Annotated in this window: 21 protein-coding genes; 14 read left to right on the top strand and 7 right to left on the bottom strand. The window is 47.7% G+C overall.

Annotated elements, in window-relative coordinates:
- The first annotated feature begins 267 nt into the window (after positions 1-267).
- Positions 268-2,019 (top strand): ATP-binding protein, encoded by a 1,752-nt coding sequence (locus AC5JLB_RS14925; RefSeq protein ID WP_495874616.1) that lies wholly within the window; start codon positions 268-270, stop codon positions 2,017-2,019.
- Positions 2,020-2,094: 75 nt separating this feature from the next.
- On the opposite strand, the gene AC5JLB_RS14920 is transcribed toward AC5JLB_RS14925, so the two are convergent.
- The 3 genes from AC5JLB_RS14920 to AC5JLB_RS14910 all read right to left on the bottom strand — a co-directional run bounded on the left by AC5JLB_RS14920 (position 2,095) and on the right by AC5JLB_RS14910 (position 4,258).
- Positions 2,095-2,385, bottom strand: a complete 291-nt coding sequence (locus AC5JLB_RS14920) for an NIL domain-containing protein (protein WP_495874615.1) — start codon at positions 2,383-2,385, stop codon at positions 2,095-2,097.
- Positions 2,386-2,774: 389 nt separating this feature from the next.
- Positions 2,775-3,863 carry an arsenosugar biosynthesis radical SAM (seleno)protein ArsS gene (arsS, locus tag AC5JLB_RS14915; RefSeq protein WP_495874614.1) on the bottom strand — a complete coding sequence of 363 codons (1,089 nt, stop codon included), beginning with the start codon at positions 3,861-3,863 and terminating at the stop codon, positions 2,775-2,777.
- Between the two features lie 62 nt (positions 3,864-3,925).
- Positions 3,926-4,258: an arsenosugar biosynthesis-associated peroxidase-like protein gene (locus tag AC5JLB_RS14910; RefSeq protein ID WP_495695130.1), complete on the bottom strand. Its 333-nt coding sequence runs from the start codon at positions 4,256-4,258 to the stop codon at positions 3,926-3,928.
- A gap of 68 nt (positions 4,259-4,326) precedes the next feature.
- Between AC5JLB_RS14910 and AC5JLB_RS14905 the strand changes: the two genes are divergently transcribed.
- The 8 genes from AC5JLB_RS14905 to AC5JLB_RS14870 all read left to right on the top strand — a co-directional run bounded on the left by AC5JLB_RS14905 (position 4,327) and on the right by AC5JLB_RS14870 (position 16,688).
- Complete coding sequence (locus AC5JLB_RS14905) at positions 4,327-4,902, top strand: pentapeptide repeat-containing protein (RefSeq protein WP_495874613.1); 576 nt, start codon at positions 4,327-4,329, stop codon at positions 4,900-4,902.
- A gap of 480 nt (positions 4,903-5,382) precedes the next feature.
- Entirely contained in the window at positions 5,383-6,084 is a 702-nt protein-coding gene (locus tag AC5JLB_RS14900) for a DUF4347 domain-containing protein (protein ID WP_495874612.1), read from the top strand.
- A 193-nt stretch (positions 6,085-6,277) separates the two neighbouring features.
- Positions 6,278-7,489, top strand: a complete 1,212-nt coding sequence (locus AC5JLB_RS14895; RefSeq protein ID WP_495874611.1) for a response regulator — start codon at positions 6,278-6,280, stop codon at positions 7,487-7,489.
- Between the two features lie 45 nt (positions 7,490-7,534).
- Positions 7,535-7,897 carry a response regulator transcription factor gene (locus AC5JLB_RS14890; RefSeq protein ID WP_495874610.1) on the top strand — a complete coding sequence of 121 codons (363 nt, stop codon included), beginning with the start codon at positions 7,535-7,537 and terminating at the stop codon, positions 7,895-7,897.
- Between the two features lie 12 nt (positions 7,898-7,909).
- A complete protein-coding gene (locus tag AC5JLB_RS14885; RefSeq protein ID WP_495874609.1) occupies positions 7,910-8,488 on the top strand; it encodes a chemotaxis protein CheW in 579 nt (192 codons plus the stop codon).
- 20 nt (positions 8,489-8,508) lie between these two features.
- Positions 8,509-12,786, top strand: a complete 4,278-nt coding sequence (locus tag AC5JLB_RS14880) for a GAF domain-containing protein (RefSeq protein WP_495874608.1) — start codon at positions 8,509-8,511, stop codon at positions 12,784-12,786.
- Positions 12,787-12,900: 114 nt separating this feature from the next.
- On the top strand, positions 12,901-16,191 hold the full coding sequence (locus tag AC5JLB_RS14875; RefSeq protein WP_495874607.1) for a hybrid sensor histidine kinase/response regulator: 3,291 nt from the start codon (positions 12,901-12,903) through the stop codon (positions 16,189-16,191).
- Positions 16,191-16,688, top strand: a complete 498-nt coding sequence (locus AC5JLB_RS14870) for a chemotaxis protein CheW (RefSeq protein ID WP_495874606.1) — start codon at positions 16,191-16,193, stop codon at positions 16,686-16,688. Before AC5JLB_RS14875 ends, AC5JLB_RS14870 begins: the two co-directional genes overlap by 1 nt.
- 29 nt (positions 16,689-16,717) lie before the next feature.
- Here AC5JLB_RS14870 and hpsE read toward each other — a convergent pair whose 3' ends face one another.
- The gene (gene hpsE, locus AC5JLB_RS14865) at positions 16,718-17,695 is read right to left on the bottom strand and encodes a hormogonium polysaccharide biosynthesis glycosyltransferase HpsE (protein WP_495874605.1); all 978 of its coding nucleotides are present in this window, start codon (positions 17,693-17,695) and stop codon (positions 16,718-16,720) included.
- A gap of 159 nt (positions 17,696-17,854) precedes the next feature.
- The gene (locus tag AC5JLB_RS14860) at positions 17,855-18,223 is read right to left on the bottom strand and encodes a hypothetical protein (RefSeq protein WP_495874604.1); all 369 of its coding nucleotides are present in this window, start codon (positions 18,221-18,223) and stop codon (positions 17,855-17,857) included.
- A 331-nt stretch (positions 18,224-18,554) separates the two neighbouring features.
- Here AC5JLB_RS14860 and AC5JLB_RS14855 point away from each other — a divergent pair, with 331 nt between their 5' ends.
- Positions 18,555-20,072 carry a glycosyl hydrolase family 57 gene (locus AC5JLB_RS14855; RefSeq protein ID WP_495874603.1) on the top strand — a complete coding sequence of 506 codons (1,518 nt, stop codon included), beginning with the start codon at positions 18,555-18,557 and terminating at the stop codon, positions 20,070-20,072.
- Positions 20,073-20,151: 79 nt separating this feature from the next.
- Here the strand turns inward: AC5JLB_RS14855 and AC5JLB_RS14850 are convergent, their stop codons facing one another.
- Positions 20,152-21,339: an alpha/beta fold hydrolase gene (locus AC5JLB_RS14850; protein WP_495874602.1), complete on the bottom strand. Its 1,188-nt coding sequence runs from the start codon at positions 21,337-21,339 to the stop codon at positions 20,152-20,154.
- A gap of 253 nt (positions 21,340-21,592) precedes the next feature.
- Between AC5JLB_RS14850 and AC5JLB_RS14845 the strand changes: the two genes are divergently transcribed.
- The 4 genes from AC5JLB_RS14845 (at position 21,593) to AC5JLB_RS14830 (ending at position 25,301) form a co-directional block, all read left to right on the top strand.
- Positions 21,593-21,784 (top strand): hypothetical protein, encoded by a 192-nt coding sequence (locus AC5JLB_RS14845; RefSeq protein WP_495874601.1) that lies wholly within the window; start codon positions 21,593-21,595, stop codon positions 21,782-21,784.
- Complete coding sequence (gene crtO, locus AC5JLB_RS14840; protein ID WP_495874600.1) at positions 21,785-23,467, top strand: beta-carotene ketolase CrtO; 1,683 nt, start codon at positions 21,785-21,787, stop codon at positions 23,465-23,467. It begins immediately after the preceding gene.
- Positions 23,468-23,660: 193 nt separating this feature from the next.
- The gene (locus tag AC5JLB_RS14835) at positions 23,661-24,833 is read left to right on the top strand and encodes a baeRF7 domain-containing protein (protein WP_495874599.1); all 1,173 of its coding nucleotides are present in this window, start codon (positions 23,661-23,663) and stop codon (positions 24,831-24,833) included.
- Positions 24,834-24,914: 81 nt separating this feature from the next.
- Positions 24,915-25,301 (top strand): DUF2267 domain-containing protein, encoded by a 387-nt coding sequence (locus AC5JLB_RS14830; protein WP_495874598.1) that lies wholly within the window; start codon positions 24,915-24,917, stop codon positions 25,299-25,301.
- 117 nt (positions 25,302-25,418) lie between these two features.
- On the opposite strand, the gene hemB is transcribed toward AC5JLB_RS14830, so the two are convergent.
- The gene (gene hemB / locus AC5JLB_RS14825; RefSeq protein ID WP_495874597.1) at positions 25,419-26,405 is read right to left on the bottom strand and encodes a porphobilinogen synthase; all 987 of its coding nucleotides are present in this window, start codon (positions 26,403-26,405) and stop codon (positions 25,419-25,421) included.
- Positions 26,406-26,540 lie beyond the last annotated feature (135 nt).

The raw sequence follows: 26,540 nt of genomic DNA, 5'->3' as shown, positions 1-26,540 counted from the left end.
CTATTAGGATTCCCGCCTCCGTGAATAAAATCGGGATGAAATCATATTCTCACTAAATAGCAAGATTATCATTCCATAGCAGGATAGAGATGCGATATTCTGGCGTCTGTAATTTTTAGCCTGATGTTGTGGTAAAGGGGCTGCTCAGACCGTTCTCGATAACTGTTTCTCCAAAATCTTTCCATCTTAAATCTTTCTAAATGTGAATGTTTTTAGGCATTTCATTGCTCACAATGGCAAAGATAACTGCATTCTGAAAGAGAGCTTGTGAACGGAGACGAATTTGTTGAACAGATCCAAGACGTCCAAAAACGGGTGGCTGAACTTCAACAGAACGCTGAGCAATTGCCGCAAAAGCAAAAAAGCCGGTTGACCGAATCCCTTGAACGGTTGACCAGTGCCCTACAAGACTTGCAGGTTGCAGAAGAAGCAATCCAACTGCTACTCTCTGCGGTGCAGCAGTCGAGAGACTCGATCGTAATTACGACTGCCAATCTCAACTCACCGGGTCCTGAGATGGTGTATGTCAATCCTGCTTTTAGCCGCATGACTGGGTACAGGATCGAGGAAACGTTAGGAAAAACGCCCCGATTTTTGCAAGGCCCTAATACAGACCGTGCGCTACTTGACCGATTGCGTCAGGCGCTAGAGCAGGGCAAGCCCTTTCATGCAGAAGCGATCAACTATCATAAGGATGGCAGTGAATATTACGTCGAGTGGAACATCACTCCGATTCGGAACGCTCATCACGACATAACTCATTTTGTAGCAATTCAGCGCGACATCACCGAGCGCAAGCGCCTTGAGGAAGAGCGAGAACATTTACTCCGCCAAGAACAAGTGGCGCGGGATGAAGCAGAAGCAGCTAGTCGAACGAAAGATGACTTTCTTGCTATGCTCTCCCATGAGTTGAGAACTCCGCTCACCCCCATTTTGGGCTGGGCTAAGGTGTTGCGAACGAAAGAACTGCCAGAAGTAAAGTTTCAAGAGGCGCTAGAAACGATTGAGCAGAACGCCAAACTTCAGGCGCAACTTGTCGATGATTTGCTAGATCTCTCACGCATTGTGCAGGGCAAGTTAGCTCTGAATCTAGAGCCTGTCTCGCTGATTAAGTCGATTGCAAATGCGCTTGACACTGTGCGTTTCGCGGCTGATGCCAAGTCGATTCGAATCAAAACCAAGCTTGATTCAGATGTTGGACAGATCATGGGTGATGCAGGCAGGCTCCAACAAGTGATTTGGAACTTACTCACTAACGCGATTAAATTCACGCCGCCACAGGGTTCCATTGCCGTTAACTTAGAGCGATCGCCGTCTGAACGTGGCGAAGCAAATGGCATGGCTCAAATTACGGTTAGCGACACCGGGCAAGGAATTAATTCAGACTTTCTCCCCTTTGTGTTTGATCGCTTTCGGCAGGAGGATAGTTCCATTACGCGTCAGTTTGGCGGGCTGGGGCTGGGGCTATCGCTCTCTCGGCAACTGATCGAAGCGCATGGTGGCACGATCGCAGCTACTAGTGCTGGAGCAGGACAGGGCACAACAGTTACGATTCGGTTGCCCCTCAGCCCTCATATGGCATCCAGCGCTCAGATGCCCACCGAACCGTCAGTGTTTGATTTATACGGTGTCCGGGTACTTGTAGTGGAAGATGAGCCTTCTACCTTGAAATTTATCGCGTTTCTTCTAGAGCAAGAGGGCGCGGTCGTCACGGGTGTTCCTTCTGCACGGGCGGCGCTTAACGCCTTGGAGCAGGATCCATTTGATATTTTAGTCAGTGATATTGGGCTGGAAGGCGTCGATGGTTATGCCCTACTGCGGCAGATTCGCACAGCGTCGCGCTCCCATCAAATTTCAGAATGCGTCCGCCAAATTCCTGCCATTGCCCTGACGGCTTACGCCTCTGTCAGTGGTCGTCAAAAAGCGCTTGAGATAGGATACCAACAGCATTTAATCAAGCCGATTGAGCCAGAAGTTTTAATCCGCGCGATCGCGGCAGCTTTGAGCCGACAAGTGTAGCTGCTAATAAATCAGCTTGTGCCGCTGTAACTGTTGTATTAGCGGAGTTGTATTAGCAAATGTGTTAGCAGCAGTTTACCAGCCATCCTGACTTAGACCATCTTGATCCAAAATTTCTAAGTCTAATTCTGAAATATAAACGATCGCACTATCAATCTGTGCTGCCTTGCCACGAAGCTCCAAATCAAACCAGCCATCTCCTTGAGCATTGGCTCCCAGCAACGCCGACACTATATTAACGGTGAGGTGATAGTCCGATACCAATCGAGAGATGATTGGCTCTTGATGATAATTTTTGGGAATGCGTAACCGAATGCGAGTTACGGTTGGACGCTGATTTGAATTAGAAATAATTGATGTTGCCATAGTTGCCTCCTAAGCTAACTTCCGTAATGCCACTACAGGATGACTTGCTTCTAATCTACGGTTTATCGATGGGATAATCGTACTTAAACAATGGTAGCGCAAAATTTAGCACCCTGAACAGAAGCCAAAGAATTGCTTAGGGTACTTAGACCTCTCCTGCTAGTGCTTGTGAATCCGCCACGATTCAATCTCAGGTTAAGTACATGAACCTAAGAAACGGCGGGTAGTGTTATAGACCTGCTCGGCTTCGATCCCTTTCAAGGGCAATGCGATCGTTCAACTGTAGGTCTACAACACTATCGAAACTGCGTATTTAGGTCTGCGATTTCTCAAAGAAATCAGAAACCTCTATTGGTAGAGGTTTCTTTATTTAACTTGTCCCTTGTCAGTTAAGCCAGCGCTCCTCCGCAAGAACTTCCTGCCCCTGCTGTACAGCCAAAGCAATGGCGACCCGTTACAATTTGTCGCTGTGCTAAACGTTCGGGATCAAAGTCGCGAATGTGCCAAGGTTTCTGCTTCTCATCCCGACAGGTCAGATCCAGCATTTGGTTAAAATCGCAATCAAAAATTCGTCCATCCCAACCAATTGAAAGCGTGTTGCGGCACATTAACCCCTCAACTGTGGCAGGATTGAACGCATTTACCAGCACTTCCATATAACTCTGTAAATTGCCCGACTGCTCTAGCCATTCTAAGTAGCGAGAAATAGGCATGTTGTTGAGCGTGATCAAGCGATCGAAGGTCACGCCCTGATATTTCTCTAATCCGGCCTTCCATTCCTGCTCTAACTTCGCTTGACTACTAGCAAGAAACGCTCCAACCGGATTGCTCACCAGCGTTAGTTGCCGCTTAGAATCGCCTTTACCGTACCCTGCTGCATTGAGACGGTGAAGCGCCTCGATTGAGCGCTCAAACGTGCCATCGCCTCGCTGCGCATCCGTGTTGCGTTGACGATAGTGAGGGAGAGAACAGACAATTTCAACGCCGCGATCGCCAAACCAACTGGGCAACTCTTCCATTCCCGGCAGCAACAGCACGGTCAAATTGCAGCGATCGATCACCTGCTTGCCTCGCGCCACACACTGATCCACCAAGTAGCGAAAATGCGGATTGAGTTCTGGCGCACCCCCTGTAATATCAACCGTCTGTGCCTCTGTGCGGTCTAACGCCTGCAAGCACTGATCGACGGTTTCACGCGTCATATTTTCCTTCGTGCGATCAGGTCCCGCATCTACATGGCAATGCCGGCACACCATATTACACAGCTTGCCGATGTTGATTTGAAAGATGTCTAACTTCGCAGGCGTTAATGCAGGGACGCCATGAGCAGACAGTGTTGCTGCAAAATCTCCTCCCTGTATGGTGTGCGACAGTGCAACCTCTGCTAATTTATCCTGTTGATATTGAGCCGATGCGAGAGGAGAATGGCGTTTGAGCAAGGATAATTTGGTCGGAGACGTGCGATCGGAAGTCTGCATGATGTTAAGTGATGGATTTATAGGAACACAGTGTTTTTTATCTACAGTTTTTTAGCTATTAGCTACATTGTCAGCTTGTGGGCGTGGTCGAGCATCTGCAAGCCATGAATCAGCGATGATCCACCCCGAATTGCTGTTGCCACATGCACTGCCTCTGTCATTTGTTCTAAATCCGATCCTTGCTGCAAGCTTTCTTTGGTGTAAGCGTCAATGCAGTAGGGGCATTGAACCGTATGAGCCACGGCTAGGGCGATAAGCGCCTTTTCGCGTTTTGATAGTGCTCCTTCGGCAAACACAGCCCCGTAGTATGCAAAGAACTTTTCAGCTAACTCTGGGTTGCCCTCGCCAATTTCTCCAAACTTCGGAAGGTGTTCTGAATTGTAATATTGATCCATTGTTTCGTTTCCTCTGGCTATCTCTCAGCTTAGAGGATCTGATTTCATCTCACCCATAGTTTTAGTGAATGGATGGTACTCTTATGATTCCTCGTTCGGTATTAACGTTCACTGCAACGGCAACCGAAGCCTTGAAGCAAGCTGCTTTGGGTCTTGGGATCTGTTCGGTTGTGTTAGCGGCAGATCCAACCCAAGTAGATCAACTCATTAACACCAATGACTGTCAAGGCTGTGATCTGTCTAAAGCCAGTATTTATGGAATGGTGCTAGAAGGCGCTAATTTAACCCGCGCGAACCTAACAGAGGCTGCTTTTCAGGGATCTAAACTGAATTTTGCCAATTTAACGACAGCAGTTGGCGATCGCGCGAACTTTGCCCTTGTGCAACTTCAGGACGCAAACTTGCAAGGGGCAAATCTGCAAGAGGCAAACTTCTATGGTGCAGATTTGCGGGGTGCAGACCTTTCTAAAGCCAATCTTCAAAAGGCAGTGCTAGAAGGAGCTGATTTACGAGGTGCAAATCTCAACGGAGCAAACTTGCAAAACGCCAATTTGGTACGGGTAAAACTAGCTGGGGCGACGCTTGAAGGTACGACCCTAACTGGCGCTCGAATGCCTGCTGGATGGGAGCCTAAGAAGAATTAGCTCTTCTTTTGGGCAATACAGAATCTTTAGCCACATAGAGTCCATAGAGCGATTCAGTACTTCTGCTCTACAGTTTGCCATGATTAGACTGATGTTTGTGAATAAGAACTCTATGAGGATGAAACTATCTAGAACTTTTATCCGGATAAATACCGCTTTTAATGTAAAAAATAATCAGTCTTATTTAACTATTCAGTGTTTTTAGGGAGATCAAGTATTAATTTATCTTTAAACGTTCAATCCTATTCCAGTTCAACACATTTCGGTATTCTCGCAAATCAATTGCTACTTCTAAATAACTCAACTCACTCTTGTTCTACTCGTTCATAACGATTGAGTAATGAGTTTGAGAAGTCGCAAGAGAATTAGCTTTGCGAAGCCTCAAGACTTGCACACCAGGGTGCGTTTTGAGCCGAAAGCAACGTACAACTGCTCGCTATATTGGCTGGCAACTCAGCTTTACAAGGAAGATCAAGCCTTATGAACTCTCTAAGTGGAATCGCCGACCTATCAGATCCACTATCTGTTGAATTAGCTCCTCGTCAAGCACTCGCTTTAGACGTGCAATCTCCTTCCAATACTTTGACTGCGTTTCGGTCTGCCCGTTCAGTTAGTCCTAGTCCTACGCAAACTCCTAGTGCGCCCAGCTCCACACCACGCCAAACGGTGGATGAGATTTTATTCATCGATAAGAAAGTGCCGGGTTATCAGCAACTAGAGTCTGGTACGAGATCAGGCGTCACTATCATTGAACTTAATCCCAATCAAGATGGAATTGCTCAAATTTCCAACGCGTTAGCGCAATTTCAGATTCGTAAAGCGGTTCATGTTGTGTCTCTTGGCGATAAAGGCGTTGTAAAACTAGGTGCAGCCCAATTATCCAAGAGTTCGATAGGACTCTATGCTAGTGATCTTAGATCATGGGCAAAGTCATTTAATGGCGGAGTAGATATTTTAATGTATGGCTCAAACGTTGGAGCCGATAGAGCGCTTCTAGAGCAAGTGAGTGCCTTAACAGGAGCCGATGTCGCCGCGTCTAGCGATCGCACGGGAAGCTCAACTTTGGGTGGCGATTGGGATCTCGAACAGAAAGTGCTGCGGGTAAACACAGGCGCAATTGCAACTCAGCTTGCTTTTCAGCCCTCTACTCTCCAGACTTACGCTGCCACTCTCTCGGCATAACACAGCAGTACTTAAGACTCCTATAGATTCTGACGCTTCTTAAATCTTAATAACTCCTAAATGGAGAGCCGTGATAGGCTCACGGCTCTATTGCTGTGTCAGTGATCTACCGATGAAGTGAGATAGGCCATTGCCCTGGGAATCCTGAGAAAAGAATGAACTTGGGCATGCGTGGACGCATAAGGGAATTGGCATGTTAGTCGATGATTCATCTCCGGATACTCCGAGCGGGCTACTGGGTATCCGGAGTCGGATGCACTTTACCGGTCGGTTAGATGTCCACACGAGTGGGCAGCAGTGGAGTCTCTATCTTTATATGGGGCGCTTAACTTGGGCATCGGGTGGACCTCACCCCAGACGCCGATTGAATCGGTATTTAAACCAACATTGCCCTCAAATTGACGCGAATTCGATCACCGTTAGACTTACAGATGGTTTTCATGGGCAGGATTACCAAACCCTTGCGATACTTGTTAAGCGACAGCAAGTAACTCCAGAACAAGCCGTTGCTGTTATTCGGAGTACGATCGCTGATGTGTTGTTTGACATTATCCAGCAAGAAGAAACGAAACTCGTCACCTTCAAATCCGATGCACAGGATGTTCTCGACACTTCGCTAGCGCTAGTGAATGCAGAACAACTGCTTGCCGAAGTTCAGCAGCTTTGGAATGCCTGGCGATCGCTCGGTTTAGCTGATCACTCGCCGAACTTAGCGCCTGTTCTTCGCCACCCTGAACAACTGCAAGAACACACCCCTGAGAAGGTGTATAGAATGCTTGTGTCACTGGTCGATGGTCGCCGCTCTCTGCGAGATTTAGCAGTTCTGACGAAGCAAGATTTGTTGCAGCTAACGCGCCTTCTAGTGCCGCTCTACCGCAAAGGATTGATTGCTTTAACTAAAATTTCAGATTTGGCAGTTCCTGGAGCAGTGGGGCAATCGACATCGCCTTCAGCAAGACTTGAGGACACTACCCTAAAGCAAGGAATGCCGCTCCCTCGCACTCCCCGTGGAAGCAGAACAACAGGTTTAGATGCACCGCTAATTGTTTGCATTGATGACAGTCTACGCGAATGCCAGGCTATGGAAAAAATCGTGATCCAAGGAGGATATCGATTTACTGGGATTCAAGACTCTGTACAAGCACTGCCAATCTTGCTAGAGCAAAAACCAAGTTTGATCTTCTTAGATTTGGTCATGCCTGTTGCCAATGGTTACGAGATTTGCGCTCAAATTCGTCGAGTTTCGCTATTTAAAAACACTCCAATTGTTATTTTGACCAGCAACGACGGAATCATAGATCGAGTTCGTGCCCGATTTGTCGGTTCCTCCGGATTTTTGGCAAAGCCTCCAGAAGCTGACCGAGTGTTAACGGTCATTGCAAAACTTCTTCGGGTTCAAAGCTAAGCACTGGTTCACTCCCATTTAAAATCGTGTTACGGAGAAAAAGAAATGAGTACTGTTCTGGTGGTTGAAGATAGCATTACTGAAATGCAGATTTTGAGCAATTATTTACAACAAGCAGGCATAGCAGTTGTGAGCGCTCACAGTGGAGAAGAGGCGCAAACTAAACTTAGCAATCTGACCCCTGATCTAATTGTGCTAGATGTAATTTTGCCAGGTCAAAGCGGCTTTGAACTCTGCCGAGAACTAAAAGCCGACCCTCGAACCAATCAAATTCCAGTTATCATCTGCTCTACCAAAGATACTGACGTTGATAAGATGTGGGGCAATTTGTTAGGAGCAAATGCTTATATTCCTAAGCCTGTTGATCCAACTCTGTTCCTAACCACAATTCGACAGTTGATCAAGTAGAGGATTGAGTTCATGGCTGAGCTATCTGACATCCCTCCCTTGTTTTCTCCCTATGCATCCTCTATCGCCAGTCTAGAATCTTTACTTGCTGAACCAGCACCAATTGAAATTACGCAGAAATTTCTACGGTTTCGGTTAGAGCCCGACCACGGTGTTCTCGTTCCTGTGCAAGACGTGCTCGCTGTACTCACCATATCGCTAAGTGAGGTGCTGCCGATTCCCCACATGAACGAGTCCGTATTAGGCGTTCTGAATTGGCGCGGTGAGGCGCTGTGGCTGGTTGATCTGTCAAATCAGCTCGGATTCAATTCCCTGATGAGAACAACGAAGCGGCTGTCAACTCTAACTATCATTGTTGTGCAGAAGAAATTGCAGTTGTTAGGACTGGCTGTTTCAGAGGTTCAGGATATTGAAGAACACAGTCCAGATCAGATGCGTTTGCCCTCAAATGAGCTATTTGCACCACGCTTATTGCCTTTTGTAAAAGGTTACTTTCTGCATGAACACACCATCGTTTTAGACACTTCTGCTGTATTAGAAGATCCCCATTTACAAACTCACAAACTTAGAAATTCTAGCGCTGATTATTAACCCTACATCAGGACATGACCATGCCCGACTCCCGCCATACTGAACCTACGTTGGATATGACTTCTCTGTTTTCCTCGGAACCCACGTTAGAAGAATTTACGGCTAGTCTATCAAGTCAGCCCATGCAGAGCCCAAGCAAGCCCACGCTAGAACCAATGGCTGGAGTAGAGCCTGCATCGCTGCCTCAAAGCCGTAGTAATGGAAATGGTAACGGTAGTGTTAATGGTAAGACAGAGGCTCATAAAACGGGATGGGACATCCATCAGGTTGTTATGGCTCTAACGGGATTAAAGTCAGAACTCAAGCAAGCAGGGCTTTTAGAGAAGCCAAATGTGCAGAATCTATTTCGTCAAGTTGCTGAATTTGCGGCAACTCAACCGAGAAAAGAAGGGCATATAGCATCGACTCGTGAATTGCGCCAGCAGCGTCAACAATTTCTTGCGATCGCAGCTCAAATGCGTCAGACTTCTGATTTCAATGCCTTATTAAAGGTGGTCGTGAAGGTAGCGCGAGAAACCCTGCAAGCCGATCGAGCAATCCTCTATCGCTTTGATACACATAACGCAGGCAAAGTGATCGCCGAGTCTGTGCAGCGTGGCTGGACTCCTGCTTTAAATGAAACGCCGCCTATAACGTGTTTTTGTTTTGATCAGCCCGAAGAGTATGTCAAACAGCAGGCGCTGCTGATCGAAGATATTAACCGAGTTGACTTGATGCCGTATCAGCATCAACTTTTAGAGCAGTTGCAGGTAAAAGCAAGTTTGAGCCTGCCGATTCTGCTCGCGGGACAGCCTTGGGGACTGCTGGTGGTGCAGCAATGTTCTCAGACTCGTTTGTGGCAAGAAACAGAAGTGACGCTGCTTTACCAGTTGTGTCTGGAGCTAGCCGTTTGCTTGCAGCAGTCTAACTTCTCACTTCGTCTCAATCAGCAAAACGAGAAGGAAAAAGCGATCCTCAAAGTGATCGATCGCATTCGGCGATCGCTCGATACCAAGACCATTTTTCGCACAACCACACAGGAAGTGCGGCAGCTTCTAAATGTCGATCGCGTTGGAATTTACCGCTTCGAAGAAGACTGGAGCGGCGGATTTGTTGCTGAATCGGTCGCTCCCGGCTGGACTTCCGTGTTGCAAGACCAAGCTGATAATCCTGCCCTGCTAGACAATGTAAGTGATTGCAGCCTTGTCAAGTCGATGCGTGGTGCGGCCAAGGCGTCTGATACGTACCTCAAAGAGACTCGCGGCGGTAGCTATGCCGAAGGAGAGGGCTGTCGGGCGGTGTCTGACATCTACCAAGCCGGATTCACGCCTTGCTACCTCGAAGTGCTGGAACGGTATCAAGCACGAGCCTATATTATTGTGCCGATTATGCAGGATCGGAAGCTGTGGGGCCTGTTAGCAGCGTATCAAAACTCTGCACCCCGCCAGTGGGAAGCATCTGAGACGGCATTAATGACGCAAATCGGCACCCAGTTAGGCGTGGCGTTGCAGCAAGCAGACTATTTGCAGCAGGTGCGATCGCAAGCCGAGCAATTGAAAAAAGTAGCCGACCGAGAACGGGCTACAGCACGAGTCATCGAAAAAATTCGCACAACCTTAGATGTCAATACGATCTTTAGAACGGCTACGCAAGAAGTCCGACAGCTGCTGAATGCAGATCGGGTCTGCGTATATCACTTTGAGCCAGATTGGAGCGGTGAGGTTGTGGCTGAAGCCTTGACTGGAAGTTGGGTGTCATTTATGCAAGCCCAGCAAGAAGATGCCAGTTTCCGCGACAATGCAATGGACTGCACAGCAAAAACATTGGGTGTTAGCAGCAGTACAAAATTAACCGATACCTATCTTCAAGACACTCAAGGCGGTGCTTACACCAAAGGAGCAAATTTCAGAGCCGTCAGTGACATTTACAAAGCAGGATTCTCCCCCTGTTATGTCAGCTTCTTGGAGCGCTTTCAGGCAAGAGCTTACATCATTGTTCCGATCGTTCAAGGAAATCGATTGTGGGGACTGCTGGCAGCCTATCAAAACTCAGGAGTGCGGGAGTGGGAAGCATCCGAAATTACGCTGATTATGCAAATCGGAACTCAACTCGGTGTGGCACTTCAGCAGGCAGAATACACGCAGCAGATTCAGGCACAGTCGGAACAATTGGTAAAGGTTGCCGCTCGCGAACGGAGTTTTATCAGCATTATCGAGAAGGTTGGCCAGTCGGTCATCGAGAAGATGCGTCAGGCTCAGGATGTCGAGACGATTTTTGCACAAACGACCCAACAGATTCGCCAATTTCTAGAAGCAGATCGAGTCGCAGTTTACCGATTTAAGCCAGACTGGAGTGGACAGTATATAGCAGAGTCAGTGGATGCAGGGTGGGTTCCTCTTGTTCGTTCTGATGTAAAAAGCGTCTGGGAAGATACACACCTCCAAGAAACTCAAGGAGGACGATATCAGAACCACGAAAGCTATGCGGTTAATGATATCTATACCATCGGGCATCACCCCTGCCACATCGCTGTTCTAGAGCAATTTCAGGTTCGAGCCTACGTGATCGTTCCTATCTTTGCAGGTTCTCGGCTTTGGGGATTGTTGGCAGCCTATCAAAACTCTGGGCCGCGTCACTGGGAAGAGTCAGAGATCAACCTTTTGAGCCAAATTGGGTCTCAATTTGGAGTGGCTTTGCAGCAGTCAGAGTATGTGTTGCAGATTCAGCGTCAGGGCGAGCGAGAGAAGATTCTATCGAGAGTGGGCGAGCGCGTCCGACAGTCAATCAGTCTGATCGGAAAACCCTCTGACGCAAATACAGTCTTCCAAGTGACGACGCAAGACATTCGGCAGTTACTAAAGGTCGATCGGGTGGCACTGTATCGCTTTAATTCGGACTGGAGCGGCGATTTTATTTATGAATCAGTTAGCAGTGGCTGGTGCAAACTCGTCGGTACAGAAGCGGGTACAAACGTTCGAGACACCTATCTCATGGAGACCCAAGGCGGACGATATCGCAACCGGGAAAGCCTTGCGGTTGATGACATCTACACCGCAGGTCATGCTCCTTGCCACGTAGAGCTTCTAGAAAAATTTGAGGCAAAAGCGTATGTGCTAGTTCCCCTCTTTAAAGGGCAACAGCTTTGGGGAATCTTGGGAGTTTACCAAAACTCAGAATGTAGGCATTGGGAAGACGCCGATGTTGTGTTGCTCAATCAGCTTGCTGGGCAGATAGGGGTTGCTTTAGAGCAAGTAGAAGCTTTGGAGAAACTGTGGTTTCAGGGCGAACAGTTAGCCGAATCTGCTGAACGGGAGAAAACCGCTAAAGAGCAACTCCAACAGCAGGTGATTCAACTGTTGGCGGCGATTAAGCCTGTTTTTTCGGGAGATTTAACGGTTCGGGTTCCGGTTACAGAAACTGAAGTCGGCACGATCGCAGATGCGTATAACAACACGATTCAAAGCTTGCGAAAGATTGTCATTCAGGTTCAATCAACATCGCTCAAAGTGACGCAGACCTCTCACAATAGCGGAGGTGCGATCGCTCAACTCTCTCAACAAGCCGAGGAGCAGTTGCAAGAAGTAACCCGGGCGTTGGATCAAATTGAGGCAATGGTGAGTTCGACACAAGCAGTGGCAGCTAATGCGCGGCAAGTCGAATCGGCTGTACAACAGGCAAACCAAACGGTGCGTTCTGGTGATGCTGCGATGAACCGCACGGTAGACAGTATTATGTCAATTCGTGAAACAGTAGCGGAAACCAGTAAAAAAATTAAGCGCTTGAGTGAGTCGTCGCAGAAAATCTCGAAAGTTGTCAGCTTGATTGGCAGCTTTACAACGCAAACGCAATTGCTGGCACTGAATGCTTCTATTGAGGCAACTCGGGCAGGTGAGTATGGGCGAGGCTTTACAGTCGTAGCGGATGAAGTGCGATCGCTGGCTCGTCAATCTGCTGAGGCGACGCGCGAAATTGAGAAACTAGCCCAGGAAATTCAGTCTGAAACGAGTGCAGTTGCCACAGCAATGGATACTGGAATCCAGCAGGTGGTGAGTGGAACCAGCTTAGTGAACGAAACGCGCCAGCAGTTAACTGAAATTATTAATGCAACGGCTCAAATCAGTCAGTTCGTGCAAGGCATCACGCAAGCAACGCTGTCACAAACGCAGCAGACGCAAGCTGTGACGCAAGCCATGACAGACGTAGCTACACTAGCGAACAAAAACTCTGCCCACTCGAACCAAATTTCAGCTTCTTTCCAAGAGTTGATAGCAACAGCGCAACAGCTTCAAACGAGTGTCGGTGCGTTCAAAGTGAACTAAGAGTTCTGAGGTTCTGATGCTTGAGTTTTGAGTTGAACATTAGCTCATTCAAACCTTATTTCATTGGCTTCTTTTCGTTGCTCAAAACTCGAAATTCAAACCTGATTGCCTATCATGTCTGACAAAACGATTCGCCAACAAACGTACTCGTACTTTCTGACGGAAGCTCAAGATTTGCTGCACAGCATTGAGCAAGATTTGTTGAGCTTGCGCCAGGAGCGCTCTCCTGCTAAAGTTCATAGCTTAATGAGAGCCGCCCATACTCTCAAAGGGGCAGCCGCTAGCGTTGGGTTTAATGACATTAAAACGATTTCGCACTCGCTAGAAGATGTGTTTAAAGCCCTCTATAACCCAGAGGTCGAGATCGATACCGAGCTAGAGACGCTGTTGTTTGAGGGCTACGAGTGCTTGCGCTTGCCCCTAATGAGTGTCCTTAGCACAGATAATCCTGAAGTTAAGAGTAATACAAAAGTTCTGGCGCAGTCAGAAGCGGTGTTCAAGCAGTTACGCACAAAGCTAGGGCAGCACTTTGATCCAGGGGCAGCAATTCCATCTTCTACGGAGTTGGGGTTTGACATCACTCAATCGCTGTTTGAAACGGGAGTGCAAGAGCGGCTAGAGCAATTAGCGATCGCGCTCTCTAGCCCGCCTCAGCAGATTCGAGAAACGCTACAAACTCAAGCAGAGGTCTTTTTAGGGCTATCAGAATCATTAAATTTGTCGGGGTTCGGCGCGATTGCGAAGACGGCATTAGAGGCACTGAGAGTTAATCCAGATCAAAGTGCTGCGATCGCGCAAGCCGCGTTGGCAGATTTCCGACAAGGGCAACTTGCAGTCCTTGAAGGAGATCGAAGCCGTGGGGGAGAGGTTTCCGAAGCACTAAAGCAGCTGAGTCACCGAAGCGTAGAGAAGGCTACTAGTCGGGTTGATCGCCGGACTAAAGTGATGCAATCGTGGAATCGTTTCCTGCGGCTGCTTCATCGCCCTTTATGGACTGCCTCTGATTCTAAAGCGCTCCGATTAACGCAAGGCGCAACTTCGGAGAAAACGGCTGTGCCAAGCTCCAAAGGGATTCGCGAAGCAAAGCCTGTTGGAGCATCAATTCAGCCTCAACTTCTGGTAGAGCTTGGGACTGATAAGGATGCTCAAACTGAATTAGACACAGATTCGATTCAGTTGGCTTTTCAGGAGCTAGAGCATTCTTTAGACACCCCTTCATCCACTTTCAGCTTAACGCCTGAAATCTCTAGCGACGGACTTAGTACGCAAGGCTTTGAGGTTTGGGATGACGAACCTCTGGAGACAACGCAAGCTGAACTGCAGCCATCTCAGCCATCAGCCCAACTGATTCAATCATCTCAGCCACCCTCTCAGCCACCAGTTCAGCAGCCCATCACTCAACGTTTGGATACTCCGTCTGAGAATGTGTCTCATTTGGAAGAGTCTTCTCAAATGGCAATGGTTCGGGTTAATTTAGAGCAGCTAGAATCGCTAAACTACACAACTAGTGAGCTTCTCATCCATCAAAATCAGCAAGTTTTGCAAGACGAGCATTTGCAACTGGTTGTAAGCGAACTAATGGAGGGACTGAGACGGCATCAGCAAACAATGCTGCAATTACGGGAATGGGCAGATTGCCTATTAGTCTCTCCGGAAACTTTGGTGAACCGCCGCGATCGCCGATCAACTGCAGGCGACGGGCTAAAAATAAAATTTGATGCCCTCGAACTTGATCAGCACAATGAAGTGCATGAATTACTGCAATCTGCTTTAGAAGAGTTAGTACCGCTAGAGATGGAGGCAGAAGCCATCGAGTTACGTGTCCGGCAAGCCGCGATCGCACGGAACCAACAAGGACGCCTATTAAACTACTTGCGCGATGACTTAATGCTGGCTCGTATGATGCCGATCGGCACAGTTTTAAACCGTCTTCCGCGAATTGTGCAGCAGCTAACAGAAACCTACGGCAAACACGTTGAGCTACGGCTGAGTGGGACGCAGGTTCTCGTTGATAAGGCAGTTGCCGAGAAGTTATTTGATCCATTGCTGCATTTGATTCGGAATGCCTTTGATCATGGAATTGAAGCGGCTGAAATTCGGAGTCAGCAAGGAAAACCAGAGATAGGATGCATTGCAATTCGGGCTTATCAGCAGGGAAACCGAACGCTGATTGATGTGCAAGATGACGGCGGCGGGCTGGACTTGCACCAAATTTGTCAGCGCGGTTTTGAGTTACGGCAACTACCTTCTGCTCAAGTAGAACAGTTTTCGCCAGCAGAATTACTGAATTTGCTGTTTGAGCCAGGGTTTTCGACCGCTAAACAGGTGACTGAACTGTCTGGACGAGGCGTTGGCTTGGACGTGGTGCGATCGCATATTCAATCATTGCGAGGCAATATCACCGTTGCATCGGATTTACATCGGGGCACCACGTTTTCATTGCAATTGCCATTGACGCTGATGAGTGCGCGATTACTCGTTTGCCAAGTTGGGCAGGCGGTTTATGGCTTCTTATCAGACGAAGTGGAGCGGATTGTTGCTCCGAATGCAGAACAGCTTGAAGTGGTTGGCAGTACACGAGTTTTTCACTGGCAGCAAGGGGAGGAAGAATGTTCTGCTCCAGTGCATCGAATTTCTCAACTTGTGAGCTACACCACAAGGCTGACAGTTCCAGAATCGCCGCAAAACTCAATACAAGAGATCGGAACAGTTTCTACCCCTTTGTTATTAGTACGACGACAGGGAGAATGGGTCGGGCTGGAAGTTGAGCGAATTATTGGTGAGCAGGAGTTGGTGATTCGACCCATGGGAACGGCTCTGACGCCGCCGCCTTACATCTATGGATGTAGCGTGTTAGGAGACGGACGCTTAATTCTCGTCATTGATGGGGTGACGCTTGTGCAGCAAACCCTTCTCGCTAGAAAGGAGTTGCTGGGAGTATCGTCTAAAGTTTTGCTGACCGAAAAGGATGAACTCCATGCTGCAGATCTACCTCCTGAAATTGAACCAGAAGTGCCCGTTCAGACGGCAGGCTGCGTTCTGGTGGTTGACGACTCCATCACCGTTAGACAAGCGCTGACGTTCACCTTTCAAGAAGCAGGATATAACGTCATTCAGGCGCAAGATGGGTTAGATGCGATCGCACAACTCCAGCAGAATCCTAATATTCAACTTATAACCTGCGACGTTGAGATGCCTCGCCTGAATGGATTTGAGTTTCTCATGCGCTACACCCAGCAATCTAAGCTCAAGCAAGTTCCGGTGATTATGCTGACCTCACGAAGTAATCAAAAGCATCAGCAGCTTGCGGTGCAGTTGGGTGCTTCAGCCTATATGACAAAACCATTTTCAGAAGATGCTCTTCTGAGTTTAGTGAGTAATTTGATTAGAAAGGAAGTCATGTGATGACAATGTTAGCGCCGCGCTCTAAGTCAACGTCAGTCGAGACTGTGCTTAAAGTGATTGTTTTCTCGATTGCCGGATATCGGTTAGCTCTACCGCTGGAGTCAGTGCTACGCGTAGTGAACGCGCCTGTGACTGTGATGTCATCGAGCGCAAACGAGCCATTGAATGGGGTGGAGTTAGTTCACCTTAAACACTTAGCAATCTCAGTTCTCAATCTCTATTCTCATCTTAGCCTGAAGCAAGTGGACTCCGTCCCGCAATACGGGCAATTTCTAATTGTGACGCAAGCTGGAGGAGAACTCTGTGCCCTTCGAGTCGATACGCCGCCTGATTTGGTTGAGTTAGATGCGGCTACACTTCGACAGTTACCTGCCCCTTACCAGCAACATCACCCGCTTAGTATCGCAAGTCGTGTAGCGGTGTTGCCTCAAGGTAAAGCAACGTCCGTGATCTTTTTGCTAGATATGGAGCGAGTGTTGCAAGTAATTGGTGGTTGAACGGCAAGCTGTTATTTAACCACAGGCTATTATTTAACCAATAGATTAACCAATAGAGTTTTCCAGATGTAGAAAGGGCTAAAGAGCCTACCGACAAAAAACTCCATTTCGCAAGCCGCAACGAGATCAACGGAGAGAACGCGGCGATTTTTAAGAAAATAAAGGGAGATTTTGCGGAGGTCGTTGAACAGCAGGAACGGAAACATGAGCGGTCTTTGCCAAGGGCGAAACCGCAACATTCTAAAGCGGTGCTGGCTCAGACCAATAGTGCGAAAGAAATTCAGAAGATACGATCGCTCAAGTCGCCACTCAGGAATTTGATGCACGATCGTCATGCTTGGGTTGTACCAGATTTCCCAACCTGCAAGCTTGATGTGCGACAGCGCTTCCGTTTCTTCACCTTTGAGCGCAAAGCCATTTTTCACTGGGCCTTGAACAATTTGCTTAGAAGAAACGTGGTCTAACCAGACCTGCCTGCGGATGACAAGCCCTGCGCCAACGGGAAGCCCGCGTTTGTAAAAATCATAGCGGAAACTGTCTTTCCGCTCCATGGTGGGCAAATAGTGAGCAATGCGATGAAAGTTTTGAGGCGGTTCGACTTCGTATTTTGGTAGAATCCGGCTGCCGTATGCACCTGCGTTCGGGTACTGTTGTCCAAACGTGTAGGCTGCCGCAACCCAAGTTAGAGTGGGGATGTTATCGTCATCGAGAAATCCGATCAGAGCGCCCTTTGCAGCTTCGATGGCCCGACGACGCGCGATCGCGGCTCCTTGCTGTGGCTCAAAAATATAGCGCAGTTCACAGGACTGATTCCATTCACTTTGATAGTGCTTGACAACTTCTGCCGTATTGTCAGTACTGTTGTTATCAACAACAACAATTTCCCAATGAAGCTCTTCAGTATTTGTTTGCAAACGCAATTGCTCTAGTATGGCTGGGAGCTTGCTTGCTGCGTTGTAGCTCCGAATGACAATAGTAATATCTAACTGGTCTGATGAGCAGGGCATAGTATCGATACAGAATTCTGTATCTCTAAGTTGCCCAACCAAAGGGATTTTGTCACGATTCGCGCAAGGAACCGCAAAAAAGAGACACCTGCATTAAAAAAATTGAGGTGTCTTTAGCCGTGGAATATTGACGCTAACTAGACCTGAATCTGAAAATGACTAGGTGTAAAGATCAGCTTTGGCGCGATCGCTCAGTAGCACTGAACCCTTAGCATCCATGCTAAAGTCTTCTCCGGGTTGCAGCCCCTGATGAATGAGTTGCTTGTAAAGCGTAATGGTTGTGATCCGGCGAATCTCTCTCATCACGTAACCTGGAATGATTTGTTCGACTGCCCAGCAAAACGCGAGAGGGTCTACCCAAAGAAGGCGCTCTAAGCTAACAATCACGATTCCTGCAACATCTCGTAGGGTTAATTGGCATCTGAGACCAACGATGATAGATTTACCGATGTCAGCGTTGCGAGTCGCTAGAGCACAAGTCAGTCTACTAATTTCAGATTCTAGGTGCAGATGAGTTGTTTCTTGCACGGGCTGCTTTCTCCAAGGTTTGTAACGTTTCGTCAATTCGCTGGAATTTTGAAAAGTATACCTTGAGATAGATTTTTGGATTAGAAGAAATAGGTAGTTTAACAAAACTTTTTAGTTCTAACTTGTAGAAAATAGATAGCTGTTAGGCTGGCCTTTGGCTCGACGAAGAGATAAAGTAGCTCTTTGTGATTAACGGTTTCAGGGATTTACTGCTTCTTGCGGGTCTAGAGAACCTGCTTTTCGCAAAGGTTCCTGCGATATGATTTGCCATAGACTACGTGTGCGTGTGATTGGCAAATATCTATCTGTTAGGAATTACGAGGAAGAACTTATGACTATCACCGCCGATTTACACGCTCTAAATCCAATTAAGTTAGGTTTACCTAACATTTGTGGTTGGGAATCAGAAATTGCTTCCATTGTTCAAAGTACAGATCCGGTTTTTCTTCCCACAACTAATCTCAGTCTTGAAAGCATTTCGGCTGGATTTGCGTGTGCGCTGCACATGCATCAACCAACGACTCCCGCTGGAGCAAATGGCGAATTGATCAGCAATTTGCAGCACATGTTTGAGCATCCAAACGATGGAGATAACCACAATGCAGGCGTATTTGCGTGGTGTTATGGTCGCATGGGTGAGTTTATTCCTGACTTGGTTGCCCAAGGCTGTAATCCTCGCATTATGCTCGACTACTCCGGTAATTTGCTGTGGGGATTGCAGCAAATGGGGCGTGAGGATGTTCTGAACCATTTGAAACGAATTACCTGCGACGCTCAGTATCAGCCCTACGTCGAGTGGCTTGGCACGATGTGGAGCCATGCCGTAGTTCCGTCTACCCCCATTCCAGATATCAAACTACAGATCCAAGCTTGGCAGCAGTATTTTGCCTCGCTGTTTGGCGTTGATGCCTTGAAACGAGTCAAAGGTTTCTCGCCGCCAGAAATGCATTTACCCAACCATCCGGATACTTTGTTTCAGTACATTAAAGCGTTGAAGGAATGTGGATATCGCTGGTTGATGGTGCAAGAACATTCGGTTGAGCGGTTAGACGGATCTCAATTGCGTCATGAACAGAAATATATTCCTAATCGCTTAGTGGCAAAAAATTCTAACGGTGAAACGATCAGCATTACGGCACTGATTAAAACGCAAGGATCGGACACAAAATTGGTCGCGCAAATGCAACCTTATTTTGAAGCAAAAGGATTGGGGAAACAGCAACTTGGTTCGGTTAGCATTCCGTCTCTTGTCACTCAAATTGCAGATGGTGAAAATGGCGGAGTGATGATGAATGAGTACCCACGAGATTTAATTCGGGTGTATCACGAAATCCGCGATCGCGGAGAAAATCATGCCGGTACAGTAGCGATGAACGGTACGGAATATTTGGAATTGATTGAAGCGGCGGGTGCTACGCCTGACGAGTATCCAACTATTCAAGCGGTTCAGCAGCACAAGATTTGGCAACAGGTGACTGCGGATCAGGCAACTCCTGAGAAGGTGGAAGAGGTTATTGCAACTCTTAAATCTAGCGACGATCGCTTTCACATGGATGGCGCATCGTGGACAGATGATCTCAGTTGGGTCAAAGGATACGAGAATGTTTTAGAACCCATGAATCGGTTGAGTGCTAAGTTTCATCAGAAGTATGATTCGCTCTTAAGCAGCAATCCCTCGGTGACGCAGCAAGCCGACTATCAAGAAGCACTACTCTACAATTTACTATTGCAAACGAGTTGTTTCCGCTACTGGGGACAAGGCGCTTGGACAGACTACGCGAGGGAATTGTATCGACGAGGTGAGGCATCGATCGAGAGTCGAATGGTGAGAGAAGACTTTGGTGCCTAAACGGGCTGTCGGAACGGGTCATTCAAAACTTCAGATACAGCATTCAAACTAGCAATCATGCAAACAGAACCAAATGCAACTATTTTGCTGTTAACACTTCCGCTCTGATCCAATTGATTAATTCCAGATTGACCTGTTCTGGGCATTCGTCATGAGCGCAGTGCCCAGCATTGTCCAGCGTCACTATTCGGAGCTTCGGGTTGTAGTTAGAAAAGCGCTCGACTGAATCAAGTGGGATCATTCGATCTTCTTTGCCCCACAGCAGCAGCGACGGCATTTTAACGTTGCTAAAAATAGAGCGAATGCTAGGACTAAACGTTGGACTCGCCATTGCTTTAAGAATGGCGCAGAACGCTTTGGCTGAACCTTTTGTTCTCGCAGGCTTCACAAGAATCTCTAATAATTCATCGGTCACTGCTTCTTTACAGGCGTAAGCTACGCTTGCCCAATGCCGAACAATCCAAGGCTGCCGCAACACGTAAAACAACGGATACAACACAAGCGGCGATAGTAGAATCTTTTGGAGCGTGCGGACAAAGGGACGCAGCCCTAGCGGAATAGATTCATGGTGACTGGAGGTGTCTGGTAAGCTAATCATAGCAACGCCTCGCACCATCTCAGAATGAGCAGCAGCAGTCGCCAGACACGTCAATGAACCAATCGAGTTTCCAACTAAAATAACTGGCTTATCAATAAAGGTTTTCCAAAAGTCGTGAAGCTGTTCGACCCAAAGTTCGACAGAGTACTCAATGTCAGGTTTGTCAGAGGCCCCAAATCCAAGCAGGTCAATCGCATAGACGCTGTGAGACTTAGACAGAGCTGACATGTTCTGTCGCCAGTGCCCAATCGAGCCGCCAAATCCATGTACAAAGATGACTGGAACCTGGCTGCGAGGGTTCGGAAAAACTGTGTGGTGAACCTTCCAACCGTTCCATGTGAATGTCTGCTGATAGCCAAACCGCCGAATTCTCTCTAGGGAAGGAGCCACGTGCTGCTGCTCTTCGGCAGGTTTGAAAGCGCTATAGAGGGCTTCTGCAGTACCGTTGGAGTCAGGGTTGAGCAACAACCAGCAGAGCGCGAGAAACGCGATCGTAAAAGACTGTGCCACAGCGATCGCAGGTGGAAGTCCATGAGTAAACGCCGTCAGGATACGATCGCCGAGAGCCAACAACCAAGCTAGGTTGCCAAACTCCCAGATATCTCTGCGGAATTGAGCAATAAACTCAGAATTGGCGGTAGGGAACTCCAAGCGCTCGCTGCTAAACATAGGACAACGCCTCTCAAGCAAGGTTGTAACTAAAAGCTTCGTAAGGTGGGAACTTAGGCCAATAAAGCCCGATTAAAAATAGACTTATCTTTACTTTGACGGACTTCTGAAAGATTGCCCTCTCTCTTACGTTACGGATTTGTTACAAATTGTTTACTCCGATTGACACCTCCCTGGATAGATTTTGCTTTCTAAAAGCTAATTTTAATGAGAAGTGTTCGGTATACCAACATTTAGTTACAAGGATCACGCCATGAGTGGTAATGCAAGCAAAAAAGGGCAGTCCATCAAGCCCAATGTGAATCAAAACAGCAATATTGATACAGATCCAGGTGAAACGCCAACAGAAGTAGATTACTCACGTGATGACCAAGATGTTACGCCTGTAAACCCGGATGCGATGGAAAGACCAGATACTCACTCTAACGAGAAAGACAAAGAGTAAATGCAAGAATACGACGCAATCATCATCGGGGCAGGACACAACGGATTGGTCTGCGCTGCCTATCTTTTGAAAGCAGGATATAAGGTTCTTTTGCTCGAAAAGCGCGAGATTCCTGGTGGGGCTGCAACCACTGAGGAACTGATGCCAGAGGATGCTCCTGGCTTTAAGTTCAGCCCTTGCGCAATCAACCATGTTTTTATTCACTTAGGACCCGTCGTACAGGAGCTAGAGCTTGAGCGCCACGGGTTAGAGTATTTGTTTTGCGACCCCGTTGTGTTCTGTCCACATCCTGACGGGTCATATTTCTTAGCGCACCGCTCGGTTGAAAAAACGTGTTCAGAAATTGAGCAATTTAACCCGCGCGATGCTAAGAAGTATGCTGAATACATTGACTTTTGGCAGCATATTATCCAGCTCGTTACACCCGTTTTTAATGCACCGCCCAAATCGATCAGCGATATTATTAGCAATTACAACATCAGTAAGCTAAAAGATGTGTTCTCGCTGACCGGATCGACGGATGGAACGCTAGATCTCATCCGGTCGATTTTATCTAGCGCGACTGATCAGCTAGAGGAGTATTTTGATTCAGAATTTGTCAAAGCTCCTCTAGCACGACTGGCTGCTGAGCTAAGTTCGCCTCCATCGCAGAAAACGATGTCGATTGGGGCAATGATGATGGCGTTGCGCCATCATCCTGGAATGGCTCGTCCGAAAGGAGGAACCGGGGCGTTAACCGAGGCTTTGGTTCGCTGTGTCCGCAGTTTGGGAGGCGAGATTCTGACTGATAAAGCCATTAAACAGATCTTGGTGGATGGCGATCGCGCAGTTGGAGTTCGATTAACAAACGGTGAAGAATTTCGGGCGAAACGGGGCGTCATTTCTAGTTTGGATGCCAAGCGGGTGTTTTTGCACCTGATGGATGAGAAGGATGTTGATTCTGGATTGCGCGAGCGTGTTGATCGTCGGATTGTCAACCGCAATGAAGCGATTCTCAAAATCGATTGTGCGCTGTCTGAAGCGCCTCGCTTTGAGCATCATAATCATCGTGATGAGTACATGATGGGATCGGTTTTAATTGCCGATTCTGTGAATCAAGTTGAGCTTGCTCATACCGATCCAGAGATTGGTCGCATTCCGATTGATGATCCTTCGATGTACAGCGTTGTCCCTTCTCTTCTTGATCCAACCTTAGCTCCAGAGGGGAGACATACGCTTTGGATTGAGTACTTTGTGCCTTACCAAATTGCAGGTAAGGAAGGCACGGGCATGAAGGGGATGGGTTGGACAGAGGAGTTGAAGAACGAGGTTGCCGATCGCGTGCTTCAGAAGTACGCCACCTACGCGCCGAATCTTCAAAACTCGATTATTGCTCGTCATATCGAAAGTCCGCCCGAATTAGAAGCTCGCACTGGTATGTTGGGTGGCAACTATTACCACTTGGACATGACGTTTGATCAGATGATGTGTTTTCGTCCACTGCCTGAACTCGCAAATTACAAAACTCCAATTGAGGGGTTGTACTTGACAGGAGCAGGCACACATCCAGGCGGCGCGATTTCTGGGTTGCCAGGACGCAACTGCGCGCGAATCTTTTTGCAAGAGCAGCGATCGCTAACGCAAACGCTATCAGAAGCAGGAAATTCGATTAAATCAGTCGCAAAATCTGTCTTCAGTGATTAGCACCAAGTTCAACTGAATATGCTATCTGCCTAGAAGCTTGGTTAAATTGAACGAATTTATTCAAGCTTTTAGGCAAATAGTAATCGCAAAAACGATTGCGAAAAGCAGAGTTTATGAATATTAGTTAGATCACGATTAACAATCTGTAGCGCAACAGAGCGATAAATCAAAAAAATGTTTGGAGGGTTATTAAATGAGCATACTAACAGTTGAAGAAGTAAAAACGCTAGTGCAAGAACCTAAAGAGTTGTGCGTTTCGATCTACATGCCGACTGTCGTAGCGGGAGCAGAAACTCGGCAAAACCCAATCCGGTTTAAGAACTTGATCAAGATGGCACAGCAAGAGTTGGTGAACAATGGCCTAGATGAGGATGCTGCCAGTGGGTTTTTGCGTCCATTAATTGATGAGATCGATCGGGATGACTTTTGGCAACATCAAGATCGCGGACTGGCTATTTTTGTATCCGATACCTTCTACCGCTACTATCAAGTTCCACAGGATGTCTCAGAACTTGTGGTCGTTACCGAACAATTTCACCTCAAACCGATTCTGCCGTTTCTGACAGGCGATGGACGGTTTTATGTTCTCACATTGAGTCAGAAAGACGTGAGATTTATGCAAGGCGATCGCATGAGCCTGCGCGAAATTGAGGTTCCGAACCTTCCAACCAGCATGGATGAAGCCTTGCAGTATGACGAAACCTCCGGCGACGGACAGTTTCGCATTGGCACGACAAGCGGCGCATCGAATTTCACCAGTTCTCAGCAGCCCGGACAGTTTCATGGACAGGGCAGCCCCGATCAAGATGACATCAAACAAGATTTGCTGCAATTTTTCCATGTCATTGACGGCGCAGTTCACGAATTTCTAAAAGATAAACGTGCGCCCCTTATTTTGGCGGGAGTCGATTATCTTATGCCGATCTATCACGAGGCGAATACCTATCCTCATCTCGTGACCGAAGACAGCATCGCGGGCAATGTGAAAGTTGAGAAGCCAGAAGAATTACACGAAAAAGCCTGGGCGATCGCAGAACCACTTTTCACAAAAGCGATCGACGATGCCGCAAACTACTATCACGATTTGTCGAATACCGATGTGACCTCAACCGACCTGAATGAAACCGTTCCTGCCGCTTATTATGGGCGAGTGCAGCAGCTTTTTGTGGCAGTTGGAGTGCAGCAGTGGGGACGATTTGATGCCGAAGCTAACGAAATGCAACTTCACTCAGAGCCTGAGCCTGGTGATGAGGACTTGCTAGATGCGGCGGCGATTCAAACCATCGTAAATGGTGGCGTGGTGTATGCAGTTGAGCCTGAAAAGATGCCCGACAAGGCTGCGATCGCGGCAGTATTCCGGTATTAGATCTCATCCTAGTTGTGGATTAACCGCAACGGTAAATAGAAAACACTTGTGACAGAAGTTCATTGAATCAGGAGATGACTCATGCAATACGATGAATTCATCAAACACGTACAAAGCTACACTCAAGCTGATTCTCGTGAAACGGCTGAGAAAGCAGTTGTTGCAACGCTAGAAACATTGAAAGAGCGAATTGTAGGAGATGAAGCCAGCCAACTAGCGGCACAGCTTCCAGAGCCTTTAGCAAAACATCTTAGAGGCCGTGAAGGCGAATTCGGCGACCACTTCAACCTTGAAGAGTTTTATAGCCGAGTTAGCCAAAAAGAAGGGGTCGATCCGTCGACGGCGGTTATTCATGTTAAAGGCGTTTTCTCGGTGCTAAATGCGGCAGTGACGCCAGGAGAATTTCAGGATGTAAAAGCGAACTTCTCGAAAGACTACGATGAACTGTTTGCTCCCTCTGGGAACTAAGAGCATTTCTAATGGTTGGCTCTATCTTCCTAATCTAATCAGACTAATCTAATCAGATCAAAACAGCCTTACTCAAAGAGAGTAAGGCTGTTTTGATTAATGACAATTAAAACGAACTTACGACGCGCCTAACCAGCGAGCGGCATCCTTGGCGTGATAAGTAAGAATTAAATCTGCCCCGGCTCGCTTAAAGCTGGTCAGCGTCTCCATAACGATTCGCTCCTCATCGACCCAGCCGTTGAGCGCTGCCGCTTTTACCATCGAATATTCACCCGACACATTGTAAGCCGCAACTGGCAGATTCGACGCTTCTTTGACCCGCAAAATCACGTCCATGTAAGAGAGCGCAGGCTTGACCATTAGCATGTCCGCGCCTTCAGCAATGTCGAGTTCGATTTCTTTGAGCGCTTCCCGCGCATTGCCTGGATCCATCTGGTAAGTTTTGCGATCGCCAAATTGGGGCGCAGAATCCGCCGCATCTCGGAACGGACCATAGTATGCCGAGGCATACTTAGCCGCATACGACATAATCGGAATATCTTGAAATCCTGCCTCGTCTAAGCCTTCGCGAACAGCCTTCACAAAGCCATCCATCATCCCAGAAGGCGCAATGATATCGGCTCCAGCTTTGGCTTGAGAAACGGCTGTTTTTTTCAGTAGTTCGAGCGTTGGATCGTTCAGCACTCGCCCGGTCAAATCGCCCGTTTCGAGATAGCCGCAGTGACCGTGAGACGTATATTCACACAAACAGGTGTCGTTCATGACAATCAAATCAGGAACGGCTTTTTTAACGGCAGTAGTAGCTTTCTGCACAATGCCGCAGTCGTGCCAAGCTCCGGTTGCGTCTATGTCCTTATCAGCCGGAATGCCAAACAGGATGATCGACGGAATGCCGAGATCGTATACTTCTTTTGCTTCTTCTACAATTTTATCAATCGAGAGTTGAAAGACACCCGGCATCGATTTGACTTCATTCGCAATGCCATCCCCCGGAACGGCAAACAACGGATAAATCAAATCGCTTGTATTAAGAACAGTTTCACGCACCATCCGACGCAGTTGGGGATGAGTACGCAGCCGACGAGGACGGTGAGTTGGAAACATAGAGATAAATTCAGGCTTGAGCAGTGGGCAGTATCTTAAAAGTCTAAAACGTTCGAGGCTGCGATCGCTCGCCTATTCAATTACGAACTGTAAAGAAAATCATGAAAAAAGCGGCTCCAATTGGAGCCGCTTTTT

It is taken from the genome of Myxacorys chilensis, assembly GCF_059505265.1.
This window is presented reverse-complemented; position numbering and strand designations above follow the sequence as displayed.

Bases quoted from the DNA above. Each gene is read 5' to 3' on its own strand.
- AC5JLB_RS14920 (WP_495874615.1), bottom strand. From the start codon at position 2,385: ATGGCAACATCAATTATTTCTAATTCAAATCAGCGTCCAACCGTAACT.
- arsS (WP_495874614.1), bottom strand. From the start codon at position 3,863: ATGCAGACTTCCGATCGCACGTCTCCGACCAAATTATCCTTGCTCAAA.
- AC5JLB_RS14910 (WP_495695130.1), bottom strand. From the start codon at position 4,258: ATGGATCAATATTACAATTCAGAACACCTTCCGAAGTTTGGAGAAATT.
- AC5JLB_RS14905 (WP_495874613.1), top strand. From the start codon at position 4,327: ATGGATGGTACTCTTATGATTCCTCGTTCGGTATTAACGTTCACTGCA.
- AC5JLB_RS14900 (WP_495874612.1), top strand. From the start codon at position 5,383: ATGAACTCTCTAAGTGGAATCGCCGACCTATCAGATCCACTATCTGTT.
- AC5JLB_RS14895 (WP_495874611.1), top strand. From the start codon at position 6,278: ATGTTAGTCGATGATTCATCTCCGGATACTCCGAGCGGGCTACTGGGT.
- AC5JLB_RS14890 (WP_495874610.1), top strand. From the start codon at position 7,535: ATGAGTACTGTTCTGGTGGTTGAAGATAGCATTACTGAAATGCAGATT.
- AC5JLB_RS14885 (WP_495874609.1), top strand. From the start codon at position 7,910: ATGGCTGAGCTATCTGACATCCCTCCCTTGTTTTCTCCCTATGCATCC.
- AC5JLB_RS14880 (WP_495874608.1), top strand. From the start codon at position 8,509: ATGCCCGACTCCCGCCATACTGAACCTACGTTGGATATGACTTCTCTG.
- AC5JLB_RS14875 (WP_495874607.1), top strand. From the start codon at position 12,901: ATGTCTGACAAAACGATTCGCCAACAAACGTACTCGTACTTTCTGACG.
- AC5JLB_RS14870 (WP_495874606.1), top strand. From the start codon at position 16,191: ATGACAATGTTAGCGCCGCGCTCTAAGTCAACGTCAGTCGAGACTGTG.
- hpsE (WP_495874605.1), bottom strand. From the start codon at position 17,695: ATGCCCTGCTCATCAGACCAGTTAGATATTACTATTGTCATTCGGAGC.
- AC5JLB_RS14855 (WP_495874603.1), top strand. From the start codon at position 18,555: ATGACTATCACCGCCGATTTACACGCTCTAAATCCAATTAAGTTAGGT.
- AC5JLB_RS14850 (WP_495874602.1), bottom strand. From the start codon at position 21,339: ATGTTTAGCAGCGAGCGCTTGGAGTTCCCTACCGCCAATTCTGAGTTT.
- AC5JLB_RS14845 (WP_495874601.1), top strand. From the start codon at position 21,593: ATGAGTGGTAATGCAAGCAAAAAAGGGCAGTCCATCAAGCCCAATGTG.
- crtO (WP_495874600.1), top strand. From the start codon at position 21,785: ATGCAAGAATACGACGCAATCATCATCGGGGCAGGACACAACGGATTG.
- AC5JLB_RS14835 (WP_495874599.1), top strand. From the start codon at position 23,661: ATGAGCATACTAACAGTTGAAGAAGTAAAAACGCTAGTGCAAGAACCT.
- AC5JLB_RS14830 (WP_495874598.1), top strand. From the start codon at position 24,915: ATGCAATACGATGAATTCATCAAACACGTACAAAGCTACACTCAAGCT.
- hemB (WP_495874597.1), bottom strand. From the start codon at position 26,405: ATGTTTCCAACTCACCGTCCTCGTCGGCTGCGTACTCATCCCCAACTG.